Source organism: Brevundimonas sp. DW-iso22 (genome assembly GCF_058725425.1).
The window spans coordinates 238,471-256,116 of sequence record NZ_JBZXEB010000002.1 but is presented as its reverse complement, the minus strand read 5'-3'; the positions used below and the strand labels follow the sequence as shown (position 1 = coordinate 256,116).

Annotated in this window: 16 protein-coding genes; 9 read left to right on the top strand and 7 right to left on the bottom strand. The window is 63.9% G+C overall.

Annotated features, from left to right (window positions below; genetic code table 11):
* The first annotated feature begins 118 nt into the window (after positions 1-118).
* From AC4PRM_RS01155 to AC4PRM_RS01135, 5 genes are all read left to right on the top strand, one after another.
* Positions 119-1,141 carry an NAD(P)H-dependent amine dehydrogenase family protein gene (locus AC4PRM_RS01155; protein ID WP_492038495.1) on the top strand — a complete coding sequence of 341 codons (1,023 nt, stop codon included), beginning with the start codon at positions 119-121 and terminating at the stop codon, positions 1,139-1,141.
* A 77-nt stretch (positions 1,142-1,218) separates the two neighbouring features.
* Positions 1,219-1,749 (top strand): nuclear transport factor 2 family protein, encoded by a 531-nt coding sequence (locus AC4PRM_RS01150; protein ID WP_487923181.1) that lies wholly within the window; start codon positions 1,219-1,221, stop codon positions 1,747-1,749.
* A 10-nt stretch (positions 1,750-1,759) separates the two neighbouring features.
* Positions 1,760-2,518 carry an SDR family oxidoreductase gene (locus tag AC4PRM_RS01145; protein ID WP_373255696.1) on the top strand — a complete coding sequence of 253 codons (759 nt, stop codon included), beginning with the start codon at positions 1,760-1,762 and terminating at the stop codon, positions 2,516-2,518.
* A gap of 33 nt (positions 2,519-2,551) precedes the next feature.
* Entirely contained in the window at positions 2,552-3,370 is an 819-nt protein-coding gene (locus tag AC4PRM_RS01140; RefSeq protein WP_492038494.1) for a DUF1295 domain-containing protein, read from the top strand.
* 9 nt (positions 3,371-3,379) lie between these two features.
* Positions 3,380-4,888 carry an AMP-binding protein gene (locus AC4PRM_RS01135; RefSeq protein WP_492038493.1) on the top strand — a complete coding sequence of 503 codons (1,509 nt, stop codon included), beginning with the start codon at positions 3,380-3,382 and terminating at the stop codon, positions 4,886-4,888.
* A gap of 2 nt (positions 4,889-4,890) precedes the next feature.
* On the opposite strand, the gene AC4PRM_RS01130 is transcribed toward AC4PRM_RS01135, so the two are convergent.
* The 5 genes from AC4PRM_RS01130 to AC4PRM_RS01110 form a co-directional block, all read right to left on the bottom strand.
* On the bottom strand, positions 4,891-5,268 hold the full coding sequence (locus AC4PRM_RS01130; protein ID WP_492038492.1) for a nuclear transport factor 2 family protein: 378 nt from the start codon (positions 5,266-5,268) through the stop codon (positions 4,891-4,893).
* Entirely contained in the window at positions 5,265-5,672 is a 408-nt protein-coding gene (locus tag AC4PRM_RS01125) for a nuclear transport factor 2 family protein (protein WP_492038491.1), read from the bottom strand. The genes AC4PRM_RS01130 and AC4PRM_RS01125 overlap by 4 nt, the downstream gene beginning before the upstream one ends.
* Before the next feature lie 99 nt (positions 5,673-5,771).
* Positions 5,772-6,665: a winged helix-turn-helix transcriptional regulator gene (locus AC4PRM_RS01120; RefSeq protein WP_492038490.1), complete on the bottom strand. Its 894-nt coding sequence runs from the start codon at positions 6,663-6,665 to the stop codon at positions 5,772-5,774.
* An 80-nt stretch (positions 6,666-6,745) separates the two neighbouring features.
* Positions 6,746-8,374 (bottom strand): AMP-binding protein, encoded by a 1,629-nt coding sequence (locus AC4PRM_RS01115; RefSeq protein WP_492038489.1) that lies wholly within the window; start codon positions 8,372-8,374, stop codon positions 6,746-6,748.
* On the bottom strand, positions 8,374-9,738 hold the full coding sequence (locus AC4PRM_RS01110) for a spinster family MFS transporter (RefSeq protein ID WP_492038488.1): 1,365 nt from the start codon (positions 9,736-9,738) through the stop codon (positions 8,374-8,376). Before AC4PRM_RS01110 ends, AC4PRM_RS01115 begins: the two co-directional genes overlap by 1 nt.
* Before the next feature lie 42 nt (positions 9,739-9,780).
* On the opposite strand from AC4PRM_RS01110, the gene AC4PRM_RS01105 reads away from it, so the two are divergent.
* Positions 9,781-10,035, top strand: coding sequence for a hypothetical protein (locus AC4PRM_RS01105; RefSeq protein WP_492038487.1), 255 nt, complete (start codon positions 9,781-9,783; stop codon positions 10,033-10,035).
* A gap of 72 nt (positions 10,036-10,107) precedes the next feature.
* Positions 10,108-12,444, top strand: coding sequence for a TonB-dependent receptor (locus tag AC4PRM_RS01100; protein ID WP_492038486.1), 2,337 nt, complete (start codon positions 10,108-10,110; stop codon positions 12,442-12,444).
* A gap of 70 nt (positions 12,445-12,514) precedes the next feature.
* On the opposite strand, the gene AC4PRM_RS01095 is transcribed toward AC4PRM_RS01100, so the two are convergent.
* Entirely contained in the window at positions 12,515-13,702 is a 1,188-nt protein-coding gene (locus AC4PRM_RS01095; protein WP_492038485.1) for an acyl-CoA dehydrogenase family protein, read from the bottom strand.
* Positions 13,703-13,835: 133 nt separating this feature from the next.
* Between AC4PRM_RS01095 and AC4PRM_RS01090 the strand changes: the two genes are divergently transcribed.
* Positions 13,836-15,344: a carotenoid oxygenase family protein gene (locus AC4PRM_RS01090; RefSeq protein ID WP_492038484.1), complete on the top strand. Its 1,509-nt coding sequence runs from the start codon at positions 13,836-13,838 to the stop codon at positions 15,342-15,344.
* 12 nt (positions 15,345-15,356) lie between these two features.
* Positions 15,357-16,574: an acetyl-CoA acetyltransferase gene (locus AC4PRM_RS01085; RefSeq protein ID WP_492038483.1), complete on the top strand. Its 1,218-nt coding sequence runs from the start codon at positions 15,357-15,359 to the stop codon at positions 16,572-16,574.
* On the opposite strand, the gene AC4PRM_RS01080 is transcribed toward AC4PRM_RS01085, so the two are convergent.
* On the bottom strand, positions 16,571-17,506 hold the full coding sequence (locus AC4PRM_RS01080) for an NAD(P)H-dependent flavin oxidoreductase (protein WP_492038482.1): 936 nt from the start codon (positions 17,504-17,506) through the stop codon (positions 16,571-16,573). The genes AC4PRM_RS01085 and AC4PRM_RS01080 overlap by 4 nt on opposite strands.
* Positions 17,507-17,646 lie beyond the last annotated feature (140 nt).

Genomic DNA, 17,646 nt, shown 5'->3' with positions numbered 1-17,646 from the left:
CGTTTCCTCGCTGTCGCTTTCATTAAGATACTAATCAGGCCTGACGGCTTGGCAAGCGACTTGTTATTCTGGACTGAGTGGTTATCAGTTCTGGAAAGCAAGTGACGTCAGGTGCCCGATGCATGAACCGATCCGCGTGATCCAGTGGGCTACAGGCTCTATGGGCAAGGCCTGTCTTCGGGCCGTACTGGACGATGCGCGGTTCCGGCTGGTCGGCCTGTTCGTCTATGGCGAAGACAAGGTGGGACGCGATGCAGGCGACATTGCCCGGCGCGAAGCTACGGGCGTGATCGCCACCCGGTCGATCGATGACATCCTGGCCCTGGACGCCGATGTTGTCCTGCACTGCCCGCGCCTGTCGGCCCCGTACACGGGCCATGACGCGGATGTTCGACGGCTGCTGGAGTCGGGCAAGAACGTCATTTCCATCAATCACTATTTCGAACCGGTGGCGCTGGGCGCGGACTATGCGACAGCGCTGGAAGCCAGCGCGCTGAAGGGCGGGGCGACCCTTGCGGGGACGGGGGTCAATCCGGGCTGGGTGGCCGAGCGGATGGCGGCCCATGCGGCGGCGGTGTGCCTGTCGCATCGCAATGTCGCGACGCGCGAGATCATTGACTGCTCGGGTGTGCCCAGTCCGGACTATGTGTTCGGCTCGCTGGGGTTCGGGGCGACACCCGATGGCGTTGATCTGAAGAATGGCGATCTGGCGCAGACCTTTACGGCCATGTTTTCGCAAAGCGTGGCGGGATTGGCGGCGCGGCTGGATGTGTCCCTGGACGGGTTCGAGCCGGATCACGAGATTGGCCTCGCGTCGCGTGACCTTCAAGTCGCGGCAGGACTGATCCCGCAGGGCACGGTGTCGGCCACAACCTGGCGCGTTCATGGACTGAGCCGAGGTCAGCGCCGGATTACCCATTCAGTAAGCTGGATCATGGACCCGAGCGACCCGGCATTCGTGGGCAAGCCGCACTGGGAAATCGAGATCGATGGCCTGCCGGGTGTCCGGATCGCCATGGACCTTGTCGACACGGCCCCGGACGGTGTGCGTACCAAGCCGGAACAGTTCGCGGTCGCGGCCATGGTTCTGGACGCCATCCCCAAGGTGGTGGCGGGACCGCCAGGATTGATGCGTTTGTGAGCCGATCCGGCTTGCCCGCTAACGCAAGCCATGTCACTTTCATTCAAAGACTAAAAACGTGGGAAGAGGAAACGACCATGGCCGATCGCGATCCGGAACTTCAGGCGCTGCTCGACAAGAAGGCGATCGAGGAGACGCTGCTCTTGTTCCTGCGCGGCTGCGACCGGGCCGATCCGGAACTGGTCGAGCAAGCCTACTGGCCTGACGGTTGGGAGGACCACGGGGGTACTTTCGACGGCCCTGCGTCGGAATGGATCGCGGTGATCAAGGAGCGTCTGCCCAAGGCCGGGTTGATGAACCATCTGGCCATGAATCTGGTCGTCGAGCTGAAGAGCGCCACGACGGCGACGGCAGAATGCTACATTCTGACCGCCTCACGCCTGAAGGTGAAGGGCGAGCTTTTCGATACTCGCACCCTGGCGCGCTGCGTCGACCAGATGGAGAAGCGCGGCAGCGAATGGCGCATCCTTCGCCGGACCATGTGCTGGGAATGGAACGAAGAGCACGAACTGTCCGAGACCTGGGCGCGCGGGGCGATCACCAACGATGCCAGCCTGCTGCGCCGGGGTGCCAAGAAGCCCGAAGACATCATCTACACCGCAGCCTGAGGCGACGATCATGGAGGTTCAGGGCTGTATCGCCATCGTCACCGGAGCCAATCGCGGCATCGGTGAAGCCTTCGTCAGGGTATTGATCGAGGAAGGGGCGGCCAAGGTTTATGCCGGGGCCCGCGATCCCGCCTCGGCGCGCCATCTCGAAGAGGCCTATCCCGGCAAGGTCGTGGCCGTGGCGCTCGACGTCTCCAAGCCTGATCAGATAGCCGCCGCCGCCGCCGCCTGTCCGGATGTCTCGGTCGTGGTCAACAATGCCGGGGCCTTCACCAACCGCCTGCTGATCGGTGCCGAGGACATGAGCGGCGCGCGCGAGGAAATGGAGGTCAACTATTTCGGTCCGGTCGGCATGGCGCGGGCCTTTGCACCCGCGCTCAGGGCGAACGGCGGGGGCGCAATCCTGAACGTCTTGTCGGTGGGTGGCATTCTCGCGGCCCCGAACATGGGCGGCTACAGCCCGTCAAAGTTCGCCATGCGGGCGGCGGGCAGCTGCATTCGCGCCGAACTGGCCGACCAGGGCACGACCGTGACCTCGCTGATCGTCGGCTCGGTCGATACGCGCATGGCCTCGCATGTGAAGGGGGCCAAGGAGGCACCGGAAGACATTGCCCGCGCCTCACTGAGGGGCATCACGCGCGGCACTGACGAGATCGACACCGACCGCTTCGCTATCGAGAGCCGCGCCGCCATGGCCCGCGATCCCAAGGGGCTGGAGCGTCAGATGGCCAGGATGCTGAAAGCCAAGGACATATCCACCGGTCGGTAAGACCGCACATCATCACTCGGGGGAGACAAGACCATGCCTGAACTACAGGATATCGCCATCGTTCTGGGGGCGAACTTCGCGATCTGCGTCGTCTGTTTCATCGCCCTGTGGGGTGTCGCCTGCGCGATCAGGGACGTGACCTTCGTCGATGCATTCTGGGCCATCGGGCTTGCTCTTATGGCGGTGACGACCTTTTTCCTGGCTGACGGGGCAGAGGCGCGTCAGCAACTGATGCTGGTCGTGGCGGTGGTCTGGGGCCTGCGTCTTGGGCTCTACATCCTGTGGCGCTGGCGCTCGCACGGACCGGACCGTCGCTATGTGAAGATGCTGGCGCGGGCGCAGGAAAAGGGCGCGAGCTTTCCCAAGGCGGCCTGGACGAACGTCTTTGCGCTTCAGGCCCCGCTGATGTGGGTCGTCAGCTTGCCGGTACAACTGGGCCAGATATCGGACCAGCCGACGAGCATAGGCATCGTGGGCTGGATCGGGGCGGGGTTGGCGGTGTTCGGCATCCTGTTCGAAAGCCTGGGCGACTGGCAACTGGTGCGGTTCAAGGCTGATCCGGCCAATCAGGACAAGGTGCTGTCCAGTGGCCTGTGGCGCTACACCCGGCACCCGAACTATTTCGGCGACCTGTGCGTCTGGTTCGGCCTGTTCCTGATCGCGGCGGAGACGACCCTTGGCCTGTTCAGCATCGTCGGCTGGCTGGTTCTGCTGGTCCTGTTCCTGAAGTACAGTGGAGGGCCGTCCTATGAGAAGCGGTTGACCTATCACCGCCCCGGCTATGCCGATTATATCGCCCGGACCAGTTCGCTGGTCCCCTGGCCGCCAAAGGCTACGTCGGACGTGAAATAGGATCGGCTAATGCGACGTCCGGCCAACCCTCGCACGCTCAGCACGCCCGGCGTTGCGGTGCCATCGCCCCGCGCCGTGGGGGCGCTACTGAACATCCAGGCCGCGCGTGATCCGGACCGTCCGGCTCTGACGTTCGAGGGCGTGACGATCAGTCGGGGGGAACTGGCCGCGCGGGTCAACCGGCGGGCCCGGACGATGGCGGCGGCAGGGGTCAAGGCCGACGATTTCGTGGTTGTCGCCCTGCCCAATGGTCCCGCATTTCTGGAAGTCGCCTATGCGATCTGGGGGCTGGGCGCGACGCCTGTGCCGCTGTCGCATCGGCTGGCCAATGCCGAACTGGCGGACATCCTCGATCTGGTCCAGCCGGCGCTGGTCGTGATCGATGACACCGGTCGAGCCGGTCCCTGGCCCGTTCTGACTCCGTCGCAAACCCATGATGCCCGCCAGGACAGCGGCCCCCTGCCAGAGATCGCCTCCACCCATCTGAAAGCCATCGCCAGCGGGGGCAGCACAGGGCGTCCCAAGGTCATCGTGGACATGGCTCCGGCCCTGGCCGATCCCGATATGCCATTGCTGGGGATGCGGCCGGATGATGTGCTGTTGAATCCCGGCCCGCTGTACCATGCCGCCCCGTTCGGAATGACCTGTTTCGCCCTGGGGTGGGGTCTGCACGTCATCATCATGCCCCGCTTCGACGCCGAGGAAACGCTGCGTCTGATCGACAGACACAAGGTCAACTGGCTGTTTCAGGTTCCCACCATGATGCATCGTATCTGGGCGCTGCCAGACGAGATCAAGGGCCGGTATGACGTCGGCTCACTTGATGCCGTCGTCCATATCGCCGCCGCCTGTCCGTCTTGGCTGAAGAAGAACTGGATCGATTGGGTCGGGGCCGAGACGGTGTGGGAGCTCTATACCGGCACCGAGGCGCTTGGCGGGACGTCGATCAGCGGCACCGACTGGCTGGCCCATCCCGGCTCGGTGGGGCGCGTGCTGCCCGGCTATGAGTTGAAGGTGCTGGACGAGGCAGGCCAGCCGTGTGCGCCGGGTCAGGTGGGCGAGATCTACTTCCTGCCGCAGCGGGGCAGGGGGGCGACATACCGCTACATCGGGGCCGAGCCCAAGGCGAAGGGCGAGTTCGAGACCTTGGGCGACATGGGTTATCTGGACGAGGAAGGCTTTCTGTATCTGGCCGACCGACGGGTGGACCTGATCGTGACGGGCGGTGCCAATGTCTATCCCGCCGAGGTCGAGGCGGCGATTGATGCCTGGCCGGGTGTGCAGTGCAGTGTGGTGATCGGCCTGCCTGACGTCGACATGGGCCAGCGCGTGCATGCGATCGTTGAAACGGCGGACGGTACTTTGGACGAAGAGGGTTTGCATGCCTTCCTGTCAGTGCGGATCGCGCCCTACAAACGGCCGCGGACATTCGAGGTGACGACTGAACGCCTGCGCGACGACGCGGGCAAGGTCCGGCGCGGAGCCTTGCGGCAGGCGCGGATGGCACCTGCCGCCTGAGCCTACTTGCCCGACGCCGCCGCCGGGTCCTTCATCTGGAAATAGTCGCGCCAGGCGACGATCTTTCCGGCGTCGTTGAACTCGATGATCCCCATGTAGGGATGGGAGACAGAGACACCGTCGGCGTTGACATAGTCCTCGCGGCCTTCGGTCAGGACCATGGTGTCATTCTGGGCCCAGTGGGTCAGGACCCAGGCTGTGTCCGAGTGATTGGCCCAGTATTTCGTGATGAACCTGTCGACCCAGTCCCGTCCGATCAAAGGGCGGGTCCCGACATGGTAGTGGTACTCCACGTCCTCGGCGAAGGCGTCCAGAAAGGCGGCCTTGTCGCGTGCCTTAGAGACCTCCATCAGCGCCTTCAGGCGCTCGATCGGCGTCATGCCGAGGCCGCCTCGGGCTTGGCCTCCGGCCTGACAGGCGCGTGAACCATCGAGGTATCGTAGTAGTCGCGCATCCGGGTGATCAACCCGTCCCGCAGTTCGAACACCTGGACGAAGGGGTTGTCCATGCGCGTGCCGGTCGAGCGGTCGACGAGGACTTCCATGCCCTCGACAAAGAGCACATTGCCCGCCTCCGCCGAGTGCAAAATCTTCCATTCCTGCTGATCGAAACCCTGTTCGTAGTTGGCCAGGAATTTGCGCATCTTGTCCTTGCCGACGGCGGGGCGTTTTGTGGGGTGCCAGTGGTATTCTATGTCATCGGCCAGGGTGGCGATGAACCCTTCGACGTCGCGCTTTTTCCACGCCGCCATCATGGCCTCGACGGCTTTCATGTGCTCGCCCATGTCGTCTCTCCTGTTGTTCCCTGACGAAACGCTAGGACGATAAGTCTGTTTAAGCAAGTCAAAATGGTCTGCGGATGCAAGCGACGATCCTGCCCACTTTCAGGCCTTTTCTCGAACCTTGCCGGCCTTCATCAGGACGTCGGCCATGCTCAGCTTTCCCTGGCAGGCACCGCACGCGACGACCGGGTTCAGAGCCGCGCCACACTTGTGCTTGATCCGCACCGGCGGCCCTGCCTTGTCCTTCAGCCAGGTGTCCGCCCAGGTCATCATCGACAGGGCGTGAGGATAAAGGTCCATGCCCTTCTTGGTCAGCCGGTACTCATAGCGGGGCGGGGTAATCTCATACAGCCGCCGCTCGAAAATGCCTGACAGCTCCAGCGTCCGCAGACGGTCTGTCAGGATGTTGGAGGCGATCCCCAGCAGGCTCTGCATCTCGTCGAACCGGTGCACGCCGAAATACTGGACGCTGACCACCAGGGCGGTCCAGCGGTCGCCTAACAGATCGACGAGTTCGATGGTGGGAGCCTCGTCACTGGGCTGGCGGCGGCGGTGCATGCGCTGCACTGGCAGGCTTTCCATGCCTTCCCCCGGTCCGGGTGTGAAGGTGCAACTGTGCAGGGTCAGCGGCTCCCCGCAGTCGCCACAGCGCAGTTCGGGCAACATGGCCTTGCCGCAGGTCTGGTGGGTAAACACGATCGGTGCGCGACCGCCACCGACGCCCCAGCGCACCCCCCAGCCCCACATCAGCAGCATGCTGTCGAACAGGCCCAGGCCGCGCGGCGTCAGGTGATAGCCCATGCGCGCACCGTCTTCACGGTGTGGGCGCTTCTCCAGAATGCCGTGCCTTTCCAGCCCCTGCAGGCGGCTGGACAAGGTGCTGCGCGCGCCGCCGAGGCGGGCGTGGAACTCTTCGAAGCGGCTGGCGCCCAGAAAGGCCTCCTGCACGACCAGCAGGCTCCAGCGATCGCCCAGCGCGTTCAGCGCCCGGTTCACTGAACTCTTTGGAACCAGCCGGGATTTCGGCGCACCGCGAGAAGACATAGGCTTGTCTTAGCGGTCTAAGGTCCAGAAGTTCAAGCGACTGTCAGCTTCTGTCGGCGCACTTGCAGACCCGCGCTCTCCCGATCAAAGGTTGCAGGCGTAACGCCCTCGGCACGCAGGCCGGTTTTCATGATCTTGTTCGTGGGTGTCTTGGGCAGTTCGGCCTCGATCCGCACATAGCGCGGCACCATGAAATGGGTCATGCGCGGGATCAGCCATTCGATCAGCGCATGGGGGTCCAGGGTCGCGCCGGGCATGGGGGCGACGGCCACCATCACCTCCTGCTCTCCGCCAGGCAGGTCGATGCCATAGGCTGCCACCTCACGTACAGTGGGGTGGGCATTGACCTCGATCTCGATTTCCAGAGACGACATGTTTTCGCCGCGTCGGCGGATCGCGTCCTTCTTGCGGTCGATGAAGAAGAAGCATCCCTCCTCGTCGCGGCGCATCAGGTCGTCGGTATGGAACCAGCCGTTACGCCAGGCCGAAGCGGTCGCTTCTGGATCACCCAGATAGCCGCTGAACAGCGTCCAGGGACTGTCAGACCGGATGATCAACTCGCCGGGCTGGCCCTGCGGGACCTCATTGTCATGGGCATCGACGATGCGGCATTCCATGCCCTCGCGGACACGACCACAACTGCGCATGACCTGTTCGTTGACGGCACAGATCAGCGGCCCCGACACCTCGGTCATGTTGAAGCCGGAGATGTAGTCGAAGCCGAAGCGGGCAGCCAGGGCGACCGTGTCCTCGTTGATCGGCGACAACGTCACCATGCGCAGCGGATTGTCGGCATCGTCGGGGCGTGGCGGCTCCTTCATCAGGAAGGTGGTCAAGGCTCCGATCAGCCCGCTGCACACGGTCGATTCCGTCTCTCGCACGATGTCCCAGAACCGGCGCGTATCGAACGCCTCGAACAGGGCGACCGAGCCCCCGCAGGCCACCGCTGAGGTGATGGCCGCGATACCGCCGACGTGGAACATCGGCAGGTTCACCAGCATGCGGTCGTCCTGGTTCATATAGCCATAGGTGACCCGTGCGGTGGTCCATTCCTGGACGTAGGAGGTGACGACCGCCTTGGAGGGGCCCGTGGTTCCCGAGGTAAAGATGATGACCGGGGTGTCCCACGGATGCGAGTCCACCTGAACAAAGGCCGAGGCATCGCCGGTCAAGGCTGAGACCGGTTCGACGGGAATGGTCAGATCGACGGCGGTAGCGGCGTCGCCCGTCAGGATCAGCCGCTCGACCTGACCCAACGACAAACCTTCCAGTCGCTCGACCAGGTCGGGATGGATGATCAGCAGCCGCGCCTGGCATTTGGCGATGGCGTGCTCCAGCAAGCGTCCGCGAAAGCTGGTGTTGATCGGGGCCAGCGCCGCACCGGCGTAGTTGGCCCCGAACCATGCTTGCATCAGAGCGGCCGAGTTGGGGGCCCAGGCGGCGACGATGTCGCCCTTGGCCACACCGCGCGCCTGAAGCGCCGCTGCTGTCGCCTTGGCCCTGTTGCGTGTCTGGGCCCAGGTCCAGGTCTCGCCGGTCTCGAAGCGGACGAACACCTTGTCAGGCGTGTTGGCGGCGTGCCGGTCGATCAGACGCGGGATGACGCACTGCTCAGCCGTCGGCGGCGTCGGGTCGAACCATTGCAGGGCCAGGCGGGACATCAGTGCGATCCCTGCCAGTCGCGGGCCTCGTCCACGCTGGCGCGGAAAGAGGGCAGGGTGCGGATCAGCATGAAGGAGGCCAGGCTGATGCAGACGCCGCTGACGATGGCCAGCGCCAGCCCGATCGACTGTGGCCCTCCGAGCAGTGTGTCGCTTATCGCCGCCACTACGGTCGGACCCAGCCCAAGGGAAATCAGATTGCCGACCAGGAAGTATATGGCCGTAATCTGGGCTCGGAGCTGATTGGGGGCCACCGATTGCAGGGCTGTGGCGGGCAGGCTGTTCATCACTCCGGCAAAGAAGCTGAAGGCGGCCAGCGAGGCCAGGGCCCAGCGCACGTCACCGAGCAGTGGTGTGGCGATGGCAAACGGAATGCTGGCGACCAGGGCCAGTATGGCGGCGTACAGAGGGGCATCCTTGCGCCCCCGGTTGGACATGGCGTCCGTCAGCCAACCGCCGATCAGGACCCCGGGCGTGGCCGCGAACAGCAGGATAGCTCCATAGGCAAAGCCGACCTCGGCCGGGGTCCAGCCATGCTGGCGGATCAGGACAGCGGGGATCCACGCCAGGTAGGAGATGCCGGCCATGCCGAAGATCGAAAACGCCAGGATCATGGGGACGAAGGTGGATTTGCGCGTCAGCATGAACTTCACGACACCGGCCTCGACACCGGCGGCGACGACGCCCCTGCGGGCGGGCTCGCGCACCACCAGAAACAGGGCTGCGATCAGTAGTCCGGGCGCACCGACCAGCACGAAGGTCTGCTGCCACGGAGCCAGAATGCCGACGAGCGGCAGGGTCATGGAGCCCGATCTGGCGATCAGGTCGATGACACCGCCGCCGATCATCAGGGCCAGTCCCGCGCCGATGTAGGGGCCCATGGAATAGACGGCCAGGGCACGGGCGCGCTGGCGTGGTGGGAAATAGTCCGAGATCATCGAATAGGCGGCGGGCGACAGCGCCGCTTCACCTATGCCGACCCCGATGCGCGCGGCGAACAGAGCCCAGAAGCTGTTGGCCAAGCCGCAGGCCACGGTCATCACGCTCCAGACCACGATGCCGATCAGGATGATCCAGCGGCGACTACCCCGGTCTGCCAGCTTGGCCAGCGGAATGCCCATCACCGTGTAGAACAGCGAAAAGGCGATCCCGGCCAGCAGGCTGAACTGGGTGTCCGATATGGTCAGGTCCGCCCGGATCGGTTCGACCAGCAGGCTCAGGATCTGGCGATCGATGAAGCTGGACGTATAGGCGATCATCAAGGCCGCAACCGCGAACCAGCCCCACGCGGGATGGGGCCAGGCCAGAGCGGCAGGTGCCGGGCTATCGGACACTGGAGGGGGAGATTCGATCGTGATGGTCATCGGCCCACTGTGCTCAGTCAATCTAAAGGTGAAAGTGACTTTATGTCGATGCTGGATGGCGTCGAAACAGGTCTGGCGCAATCATTGGAAGCGGCGGCGTCGCGCCTGCGCGGGGACGTGATCAGTGATCATCTGAATAAGCTCGCATGTCTCAACTCTCTGATAAAAAGCCAGTTTTCTGGTCTTGTGGTCTGGGTATCGGGTCGGTTTGGCAAATCGGATCGACAATACTTCTACCGCCGTGTCGCTGGAACACCACTCAATCATCAACTCGGTCTGATTACAAAAGTTATTTGACAGTCTCAGTTTGCCAGTTACATCTGGCGCCAGAAGCACCTCGGCAAACGAGGGCTCATGGGAGGATTGGGCATGAAGATCAGTGGTTCCGTCAGCTTACCTGTCTTGCTGGTTGCCGCGGCGTTGGGGGCTACGCCTGCCTTCGCCCAAGAGGCCGTTTCTGCTCCGGCTCAAGAGCCCGAGGCTACTGCTCTTGACGACATCATCGTCACCGCCAACCAGCGACAGGAACGCCTGATCGATGTTCCGATCGCGGTCACGGCGGTGGGCGGGCAACAGCTTGAAAACTCGGGCGTCACCGATATCCGCGAGCTGACTGGCCTAGCCCCCAGTGTGCAGTTCCAGACGCCGGGCGGCGGGGCCGACTCCTCCATCCGCATCCGTGGCATCGGCACGACCTCGACCAACCCTGGCCTCGAATCGTCGGTCGGCGTGGTGATCGACGGCGTCATCCGCGCTCGCACGGGTGTGGCTCTGTCGGAACTGGGCGATCTGGAACGGATCGAGGTTCTGCGCGGTCCACAAGGCACGTTGTTCGGGCGCAACACCTCGTCCGGCATCATCAATGTGCTGACAAAGCAGCCCACGACCAGCGACACGTTCGGCCGGTTCGAGGGCACCTACGGCAACTATGACGACATCCGCCTGGCAGGGTCGGTCAATATTCCGCTGTCGGACACGGTCGCCCTGCGACTGGAAGGCAGCACCGAGACCCGCGACGGCTTTTACGAAGATGCCAACAGCACCGAAACGCTCGACAATCTGGATCGCCAGTTCGTTCGTGGCAAACTGCTGTGGGAAGCGTCTGACACGATGACCTGGCGGTTCAGCGCCGACTATACCGACCGGGACGAGAACTGCTGCGTGGCCGTCCTGGCCATTGCCGGGCCAACGCTGGGCCTGGTCAACAGCCTGTCCTCGGCGCGTGGCAATGTGGGCTACAGCAGCACCGACCCGTTCGACCGCGAGGCCTCCAAGACTCCGGGCCGCGTCAACTCCGAGAACATCGTCGACTACGGCTTTTCGGCTCAGGGCGATTTCGATCTCGGCTTCGCCAACCTGACATCCATCACCGCCTATCGTAGCTGGGAGGCCTCGCGGTCACAGGACTTCGACCACTCGGGTGCCGACCTGGGCTTCTTTGCCCCCGACGGGTTGCATCAGGGTTTCGACGTCTTCACCCAGGAAGTGCGCCTGCAAGGGACCAATGATCGGCTCGATTGGTTGGTCGGAGCCTTCTACTCGCATGAAGAAGTGTTGAACGATTCAGCCTTCCGCATGGGGGCCGACTATCCGCTGATCTACGGCGGGGCAGCCACTTTCCAGGCCTCGACCCTGGCCGCCTTCACGCCGGGTGATGGCGCACGCGGCATCGGCGAACAGACCGGCCAGGACATGTCGATTTTCACCCATAATATCTTCCGGGTGACCGACCAGCTCAGCATCACCGGCGGTCTGCGCTACACAGAAAACAAGAAGGAAATCGACTTCCGGGGCGAGAACTTCAACCCGGCCTGCGACAGTGCACTGGCCACCAGCGACGCGCCCGGCATCACACGCTTCTGCGCTCCGTTCTGGGATACGCGACTGAATCCGGCCGGTGATTCCGATGAACGCACCGAAAGCGCCGTGACGGGCACATTCAACATCGCGTATCAGTTCACGCCAGAGCTCAATAGCTACGCGTCCTACTCGCGGGGCTACAAGTCGGGGGGCTACAACTTCGATCGCGCCGGCTTCACCACGCCGGCCACGCCGAACGCGCGCGATTTGGCCTTCGTGGAAGAGACGGTCGACGCCTATGAGATCGGCCTGAAGGGCGAGTTCTTCGACCGTACCCTGCGCGCCAACTTCGCCGCCTTCCACCAGACGTTCAGCGGCTTTCAGCTGATCGAATACACCGGTGTCAGCTTCGTGGTTCGCAGCCTTGACGAAGCCGTCACGCAAGGGGCCGAGCTGGAGATCACCTGGCTGCCCATGGACGGCCTGACCCTGACCAACGGCCTCAGCTACACGGACGCCTTCTATCCGACCTCGCCGGGCAATCTCGGCTATTCGGGGCGTGACATGGAACAGTCGCCGGCCTGGGTGAACGTCTCGTCCATCACCTATGAGTTCCCGATCGGCAATGGTCTGGTCGGCGTGGCCTATGCCGATGCCCGCTACTCCTCGGAGTTCTTCACCGGAGGGTTCGACCCCAACCGCGTGCAGGACGCCTTCACCACGGTCAACGCCCGCTTCTCGTTGCGGCAGGAGGCCGGAGACTGGTCGGTGGATGTCTGGGCCCGCAACCTGTTCGACACCGAATACTATCGCCGCGTGATCCCGGCCACCTTCCAGGCGGGATCTTACTCGGCCTTCCTAGGCGATCCCGCGACTTACGGGATCACCCTGCGACGCAACTTCTGATCCCCTCGACGAAGTCTGCGTTATCCTGAACCGACTGGCCCCGCCGTTCACACGGCGGGGCCATTTTTTCTCAGAAACCCATCTGCTTGGCCGCGAGGTCTCGCAGGATTTCCTCAGAGCCCCCACCGATCACGAATATGCGGGCCTCGCGATAGATGCGCTCCACGCGGCTGTGGCCGGTATAGGCCCGGCCGCCCAGAACCTGCAGGCTTTCGCGGGCGCAATGCTCCAGGGTCGTGGTCGCCTGCACCTTGAGCAGCGCCAGGTCAGCCACCGGCGTCTCGCCGCGCCCGAACCGCCAGACCAGAATGTCCAGCAGGGCATAGGACACCTTCAGCCGCTGGATCATGTCCACCATCTTGTGCCGCATAACCTGGTGATCGATCAGCCGCTTGCCGAAGGTCTGGCGCTCGCGGGCAAAGGCGATGGCCTCGGCCACGCAGGTGCGGGTCATGGCCAGGGTGGCGGCGATGCCGCTGAACCGCTCGATGTTGAACTGGCTGGCCAGGCCGGCAAAGCCCCGGTTTTCGACCCCGACCAGATTGGTGACCGGCACTTCGACATTGTCGAACGTCAGCCAGCCGTTATTGCGATTGTACCATTCCAGACCGGGGACCGGGCCGCGCGACACGCCCGGCCTGTCCGTCTCGATCAGCAGCATCGACAACCCGCCCATGCCCGGCCCGCCGGTCCGCACCGCGGTCAGCAGGAAATCGGCCTTCATCGCGCCCGAGATCAAGGTCTTGCCGCCATTGACCACGAAGACATCGCCCCGGCGCTCGGCCGTTGTGGTGAAACCGGAGACGTCCGATCCCCCGCCGGGCTCCGTCACGGCGAAGGCGATTTTCCTGTCGCCGGCCAGCACCGGGCGGGCCACGCGGTCCAGCATCTCGGGCGTGCCGCCGTTGATGATGGGGGGCAGGGCGATCCACGGGGTGGCCAGGTCGGCGAACACGACGCCCGAGCCCATGCGGAAGAACTCTTCGGCGAAGATGATACGGTGCCACAGGTCGATGTCCTCGCCTGTCCCGCCGAGGTCCTCACGAAAGCCCATGCCCGACACGCCCTCCAGAGCTGCGGTCTTGTAGAGGGCGTCAGGAAAATCGGACGCCGCATCCCAGGCGTCCAGGTTCGGCGCGACATGGGTGTCGATGAAGGTCCGCAGATGCGTGCGCCAGGCGTCATGGCTGGCGGTCAGGAACGGGCTGGGCGGGCGCAGGCCGTCGAAATCGAGGGCAGGGAACTGATGATCGGCCATGGTCGTCTCCCGATACGCTCACCGTTTTCGGCGTAGCTTGCGATTTGATACTAAAAGCTCTCGCCAAGGGCCGCAAGAATGGTATTCTAACGCAACTTACTTGGCGGCTTGCCGCACAGTCCAGGAGTGTCTCATGGGTGCCGAACCGACAGGCGCAGCGCGCACGGGCTTTCAGCAGGGTGCCATCCGCACCTCGATCCAGCCGAACGACCACCCCTATATGAACGGGGCCTGGGCTCCTCAGCACACCGAGCATTCGGCTGACGACATGGTCGTCATCGGCACCATCCCGACCGACATCGACGGGGTCTATGTGCGCAATACCGAAAACCCGGTGCACCAGCCGCTGGGCCGCTACCACCCGTTCGACGGTGACGGTATGCTGCATGCCATCACGCTGAAGGACGGCAAGGCCGCCTATCGCAACCGCTTCGTCCGGACCAAGGGCTTTGAGGCCGAGCAGGAGGCGGGGCGGGCGCTTTGGGCCGGTCTGGCCGAACATCCCTCGTTGTCCGAGCGGCCCGGCTGGGGCGCACATGGCGGGCTCAAGGATTCATCCTCGACCGACGTCATCATTCATGCGGGCGCGATCCTGTCGACCTTCTACCAGTGCGGAGAGGGCTACCGCCTTGACCCCTTCACGCTCGAACAACTGACCAGTGCCGACTGGTGTCCGCCTGAAGGAATCTCGGCCCATCCCAAGGTCGATGAGAGGACCGGCGAGCTGCTGTTCTTCAACTATTCGAAGACGGCCCCTTTCATGCACTACGGCGTCGTCGGGGCCGACAATCAGCTGAAGCATCTGACGCCTGTACCGCTGCCAGGAGCGCGCCTGCCGCACGACATGGCGTTCACGACCAACTATTCCATCCTCAACGACTTCCCCCTGTTCTGGGAGGAGCATCTGCTGCCCAAGGGCTATCACGTCGCGCGCTTCCACCCTGACATGAAGTCCCGCTTCGGCATCATTCCGCGCTTCGGCACGGCTGAGGAGGTCAAATGGTTCGAGGCCAACGCCACCTATGTCCTGCACTTCCTCAATGCCTGGGAAGACGGCGACGAGATCGTCATGGACGGCTATTTCCAGGACAATCCGGTCCCGGACACCAGCCCCGACGCCTGGCCCGCCTATGAGCGGATCATGACCTTCCTGGATCAGAATATGCTCCAGCCCAAGCTGCACCGCTGGCGTTTCAACCTGAAGACGGGAGCCACGACAGAGACGCGGCTGGACGACCGCGTGTTGGAGTTCGGCGTCATCAACAACCAGTTCGCGGGCGTGAAATACCGCTATGCCTACAGTGCGGTCAGCAAGCCCGGCTGGTTCCTGTTCACCGGCGTGGTCAAGCACGACATGGATACGGGCGACAGCTGGGCCATCGACTTCGGCCCCGAACGCTATGGATCGGAGCCGGGCTTCGCGCCTCGCATCGGCGCGACCGAAGAGGACGACGGCTATCTGGTCACCTATGTCTCGGACATGATCGAGGACCGTTCGGAATGCGTCATATATGATGCGCGCAAGCTGTCGGATGGACCGGTCGCCCGGATCATTTTGCCGGAACGCATCTCCAGCGGCACCCATGCGACATGGTCGCAAGGGGCCACCATCCGCGCATCGCAAGCCGCAAACGCCGCATAAGGATCGACGATCATGACCTACATCCTCGGCGGCTGGCAGTCCGACTTCGCCCGCAACTGGTCCCGCGAAGGCGTTGAGATGGCCGATGGATTCGGGGAGGCCGTGCACGGCGGACTGGCGGCGGCGTCGCTGGACCCTGCGGACATCGATGTGGGCCATGTCGGCAATTTTGTCGGCGATCTGTTCGCGGGACAGGGGCTGCTGGGCGGCTTCTTCGCCCAGACCGAGCCGGCCTTCGACGGTCTGCCGACCTCGCGTCACGAAGGGGCCTGCGCATCGGGCAGTCTGGCCCTGCTGGCGGCCATGTCGGACATCCAGGCGGGGCATTACGGCACGGCGCTGGTCGTCGGTATCGAGCTGATGCGCAACGTGCCGGGCCAGACGGGCGCGGAATATCTGGGGGCCGCCGCCTGGACGGGGCATGAGTTCGGCGACGCCACCTATGTCTGGCCCCGCGCCTTTTCCAACCTGACCGACGAATACGACAGCCGCTACGGCATCGACGAAGCCCACCTGCGCCACATCGCCCAGGTCAATTTCGGCAACGCCAAGCGCAATCCAAACGCCCAGACGCGCAACTACTCCTTCTCCAACGCGAGCTTCACCAGCGACGACGAAGCCAATCCCGTCATCGAGGGGCGCGTGCGCAAGACCGACTGCGGACAGGTCACCGACGGGGCGGCCGCGGTCGTTCTGGCCTCGCCGGAGCGGGCAGCGGAGTATGCCAAGGCGCGCGGCATCCCACTGGACAGCCTGCCCCGCATCAAGGGTTGGGGCCACCGCTCGGCCCCGATCAGCTACAACACCAAGATCGACAACAGCCGTGACCAGCCGTACGTTTTTCCGCAAGTGAAGCGAGCGATCGACGAAGCCCGCAGTCGCGCCGGCGTCGGGCTGTCCGACATCGATCTGGTGGAAACCCACGACTGTTTTTCGATGACCGAGTACATGGCCATCGATCATCTGGGCCTGACCGCGCCGGGCGAGAGCTGGAAGGCGATCGAGGCGGGCGACATCGAAATGGGCGGCAAGCTGCCCATCAACCCCTCCGGCGGCCTGATCGGCTGTGGCCATCCCGTGGGGGCCACCGGCGTCCGCATGGCTCTGGATGCGTTCAAACAGACGACCGACACGGCGGGCGATTATCAGGTCGAGGGGGCGAAAACGGTCCAGACCCTGAACATCGGCGGGTCCACGACCACGACCGTCAGCCTGGTGATTGGGGTCTAGGCGATCCCAGCGGTCCGTTTGCGGAAGGCCTGCACGGCTGCCTGGTACTCCAGGGACAGTTGCTCCACGACCTGCGACAGCGGCTCGACCTTACGTACGGCATCCACGCCCTGGCCAGCTGCCCAGATATCGCGCCAGCGTTTGGGGTCGCCGTTGCTGGAATAGTTCCGCTCGGCCGGTCCGCCCAGATTGTCGGGATCCTGTCCTGCGGCCCTCAAACTGGCCTTCAGCCAGGATGCCGGCGTTCCGGTCACGGCGGCGGAGACGACCAGATCGTCCGGCCCAGCCTCCACGACCATCTGCTTGTAGGCAGGCTGGGCCATGCTTTCCTCGGTCGCCAGAAATCGCGTGCCCATATAGACAAAGTCGGCCCCTGCCGCGACGGCCCCGGCGATCCCTGCGCCATCACCGACACCGCCGCCGACCGCGATATAGCCATCGAAGAAGTCCCGCACCGCCGAGATGAAGGCGAACGGTGTCAGATGCCCCGTATGTCCGCCGGCACCGGCGCTGACGCAGGCCAGTCCATCGACACCGGCCTCGGCCGCCTTCCTGGCCAGCTTCATCGAGATGACGTCGGCGAAGACCAGACCGCCGTAGGCCTTTACGGTTTCCATGACCGGGCGCGGCGAACCCAAGGCCGTGATGACCACGGGCGGCTTGTACTCGGCGATCAGGCGCAGGTCCTCGGCCAGGCGAGTGTTGGTCGAGTGGGTGATCATATTGGCGATCCACGGGGCGTCGCCGGGGACCAATGCGTCGGTAATGCGGCCCATCCACTGATCCAGGTCTTCGACCGTTCGACAGTTGGGCGTGGGGAAGGCCCCGCCAATGCCGGACTTGCAGGCTGCGATCACCATCTCTGGCCCGCTCACCAGAAACATGGGCGCGGCGAAGACCGGCAGGCGCAGGGTGTCAAACGGCGTGGTCATGCGGTGTCGTCTCGGAATGGCATCATCGACAGCTGGCGGTCGCCCTCATTCCTGGCGTCACCATTGCCGATTGTTCGAGAACAAGCTGTAGGAGAGTTTGGTCTGTCGCCGCAAGTTAGTTCTGGGGGGCTGATGAAAAT

What these genes read in the sequence shown, in the direction of transcription:
- AC4PRM_RS01155 (WP_492038495.1), top strand. Translation starts at nt 119, where the DNA reads ATGCATGAACCGATCCGCGTGATCCAGTGGGCTACAGGCTCTATGGGC.
- AC4PRM_RS01150 (WP_487923181.1), top strand. Translation starts at nt 1,219, where the DNA reads ATGGCCGATCGCGATCCGGAACTTCAGGCGCTGCTCGACAAGAAGGCG.
- AC4PRM_RS01145 (WP_373255696.1), top strand. Translation starts at nt 1,760, where the DNA reads ATGGAGGTTCAGGGCTGTATCGCCATCGTCACCGGAGCCAATCGCGGC.
- AC4PRM_RS01140 (WP_492038494.1), top strand. Translation starts at nt 2,552, where the DNA reads ATGCCTGAACTACAGGATATCGCCATCGTTCTGGGGGCGAACTTCGCG.
- AC4PRM_RS01135 (WP_492038493.1), top strand. Translation starts at nt 3,380, where the DNA reads ATGCGACGTCCGGCCAACCCTCGCACGCTCAGCACGCCCGGCGTTGCG.
- AC4PRM_RS01130 (WP_492038492.1), bottom strand. Translation starts at nt 5,268, where the DNA reads ATGACGCCGATCGAGCGCCTGAAGGCGCTGATGGAGGTCTCTAAGGCA.
- AC4PRM_RS01125 (WP_492038491.1), bottom strand. Translation starts at nt 5,672, where the DNA reads ATGGGCGAGCACATGAAAGCCGTCGAGGCCATGATGGCGGCGTGGAAA.
- AC4PRM_RS01115 (WP_492038489.1), bottom strand. Translation starts at nt 8,374, where the DNA reads ATGTCCCGCCTGGCCCTGCAATGGTTCGACCCGACGCCGCCGACGGCT.
- AC4PRM_RS01110 (WP_492038488.1), bottom strand. Translation starts at nt 9,738, where the DNA reads ATGACCATCACGATCGAATCTCCCCCTCCAGTGTCCGATAGCCCGGCA.
- AC4PRM_RS01105 (WP_492038487.1), top strand. Translation starts at nt 9,781, where the DNA reads ATGTCGATGCTGGATGGCGTCGAAACAGGTCTGGCGCAATCATTGGAA.
- AC4PRM_RS01100 (WP_492038486.1), top strand. Translation starts at nt 10,108, where the DNA reads ATGAAGATCAGTGGTTCCGTCAGCTTACCTGTCTTGCTGGTTGCCGCG.
- AC4PRM_RS01095 (WP_492038485.1), bottom strand. Translation starts at nt 13,702, where the DNA reads ATGGCCGATCATCAGTTCCCTGCCCTCGATTTCGACGGCCTGCGCCCG.
- AC4PRM_RS01090 (WP_492038484.1), top strand. Translation starts at nt 13,836, where the DNA reads ATGGGTGCCGAACCGACAGGCGCAGCGCGCACGGGCTTTCAGCAGGGT.
- AC4PRM_RS01085 (WP_492038483.1), top strand. Translation starts at nt 15,357, where the DNA reads ATGACCTACATCCTCGGCGGCTGGCAGTCCGACTTCGCCCGCAACTGG.
- AC4PRM_RS01080 (WP_492038482.1), bottom strand. Translation starts at nt 17,506, where the DNA reads ATGACCACGCCGTTTGACACCCTGCGCCTGCCGGTCTTCGCCGCGCCC.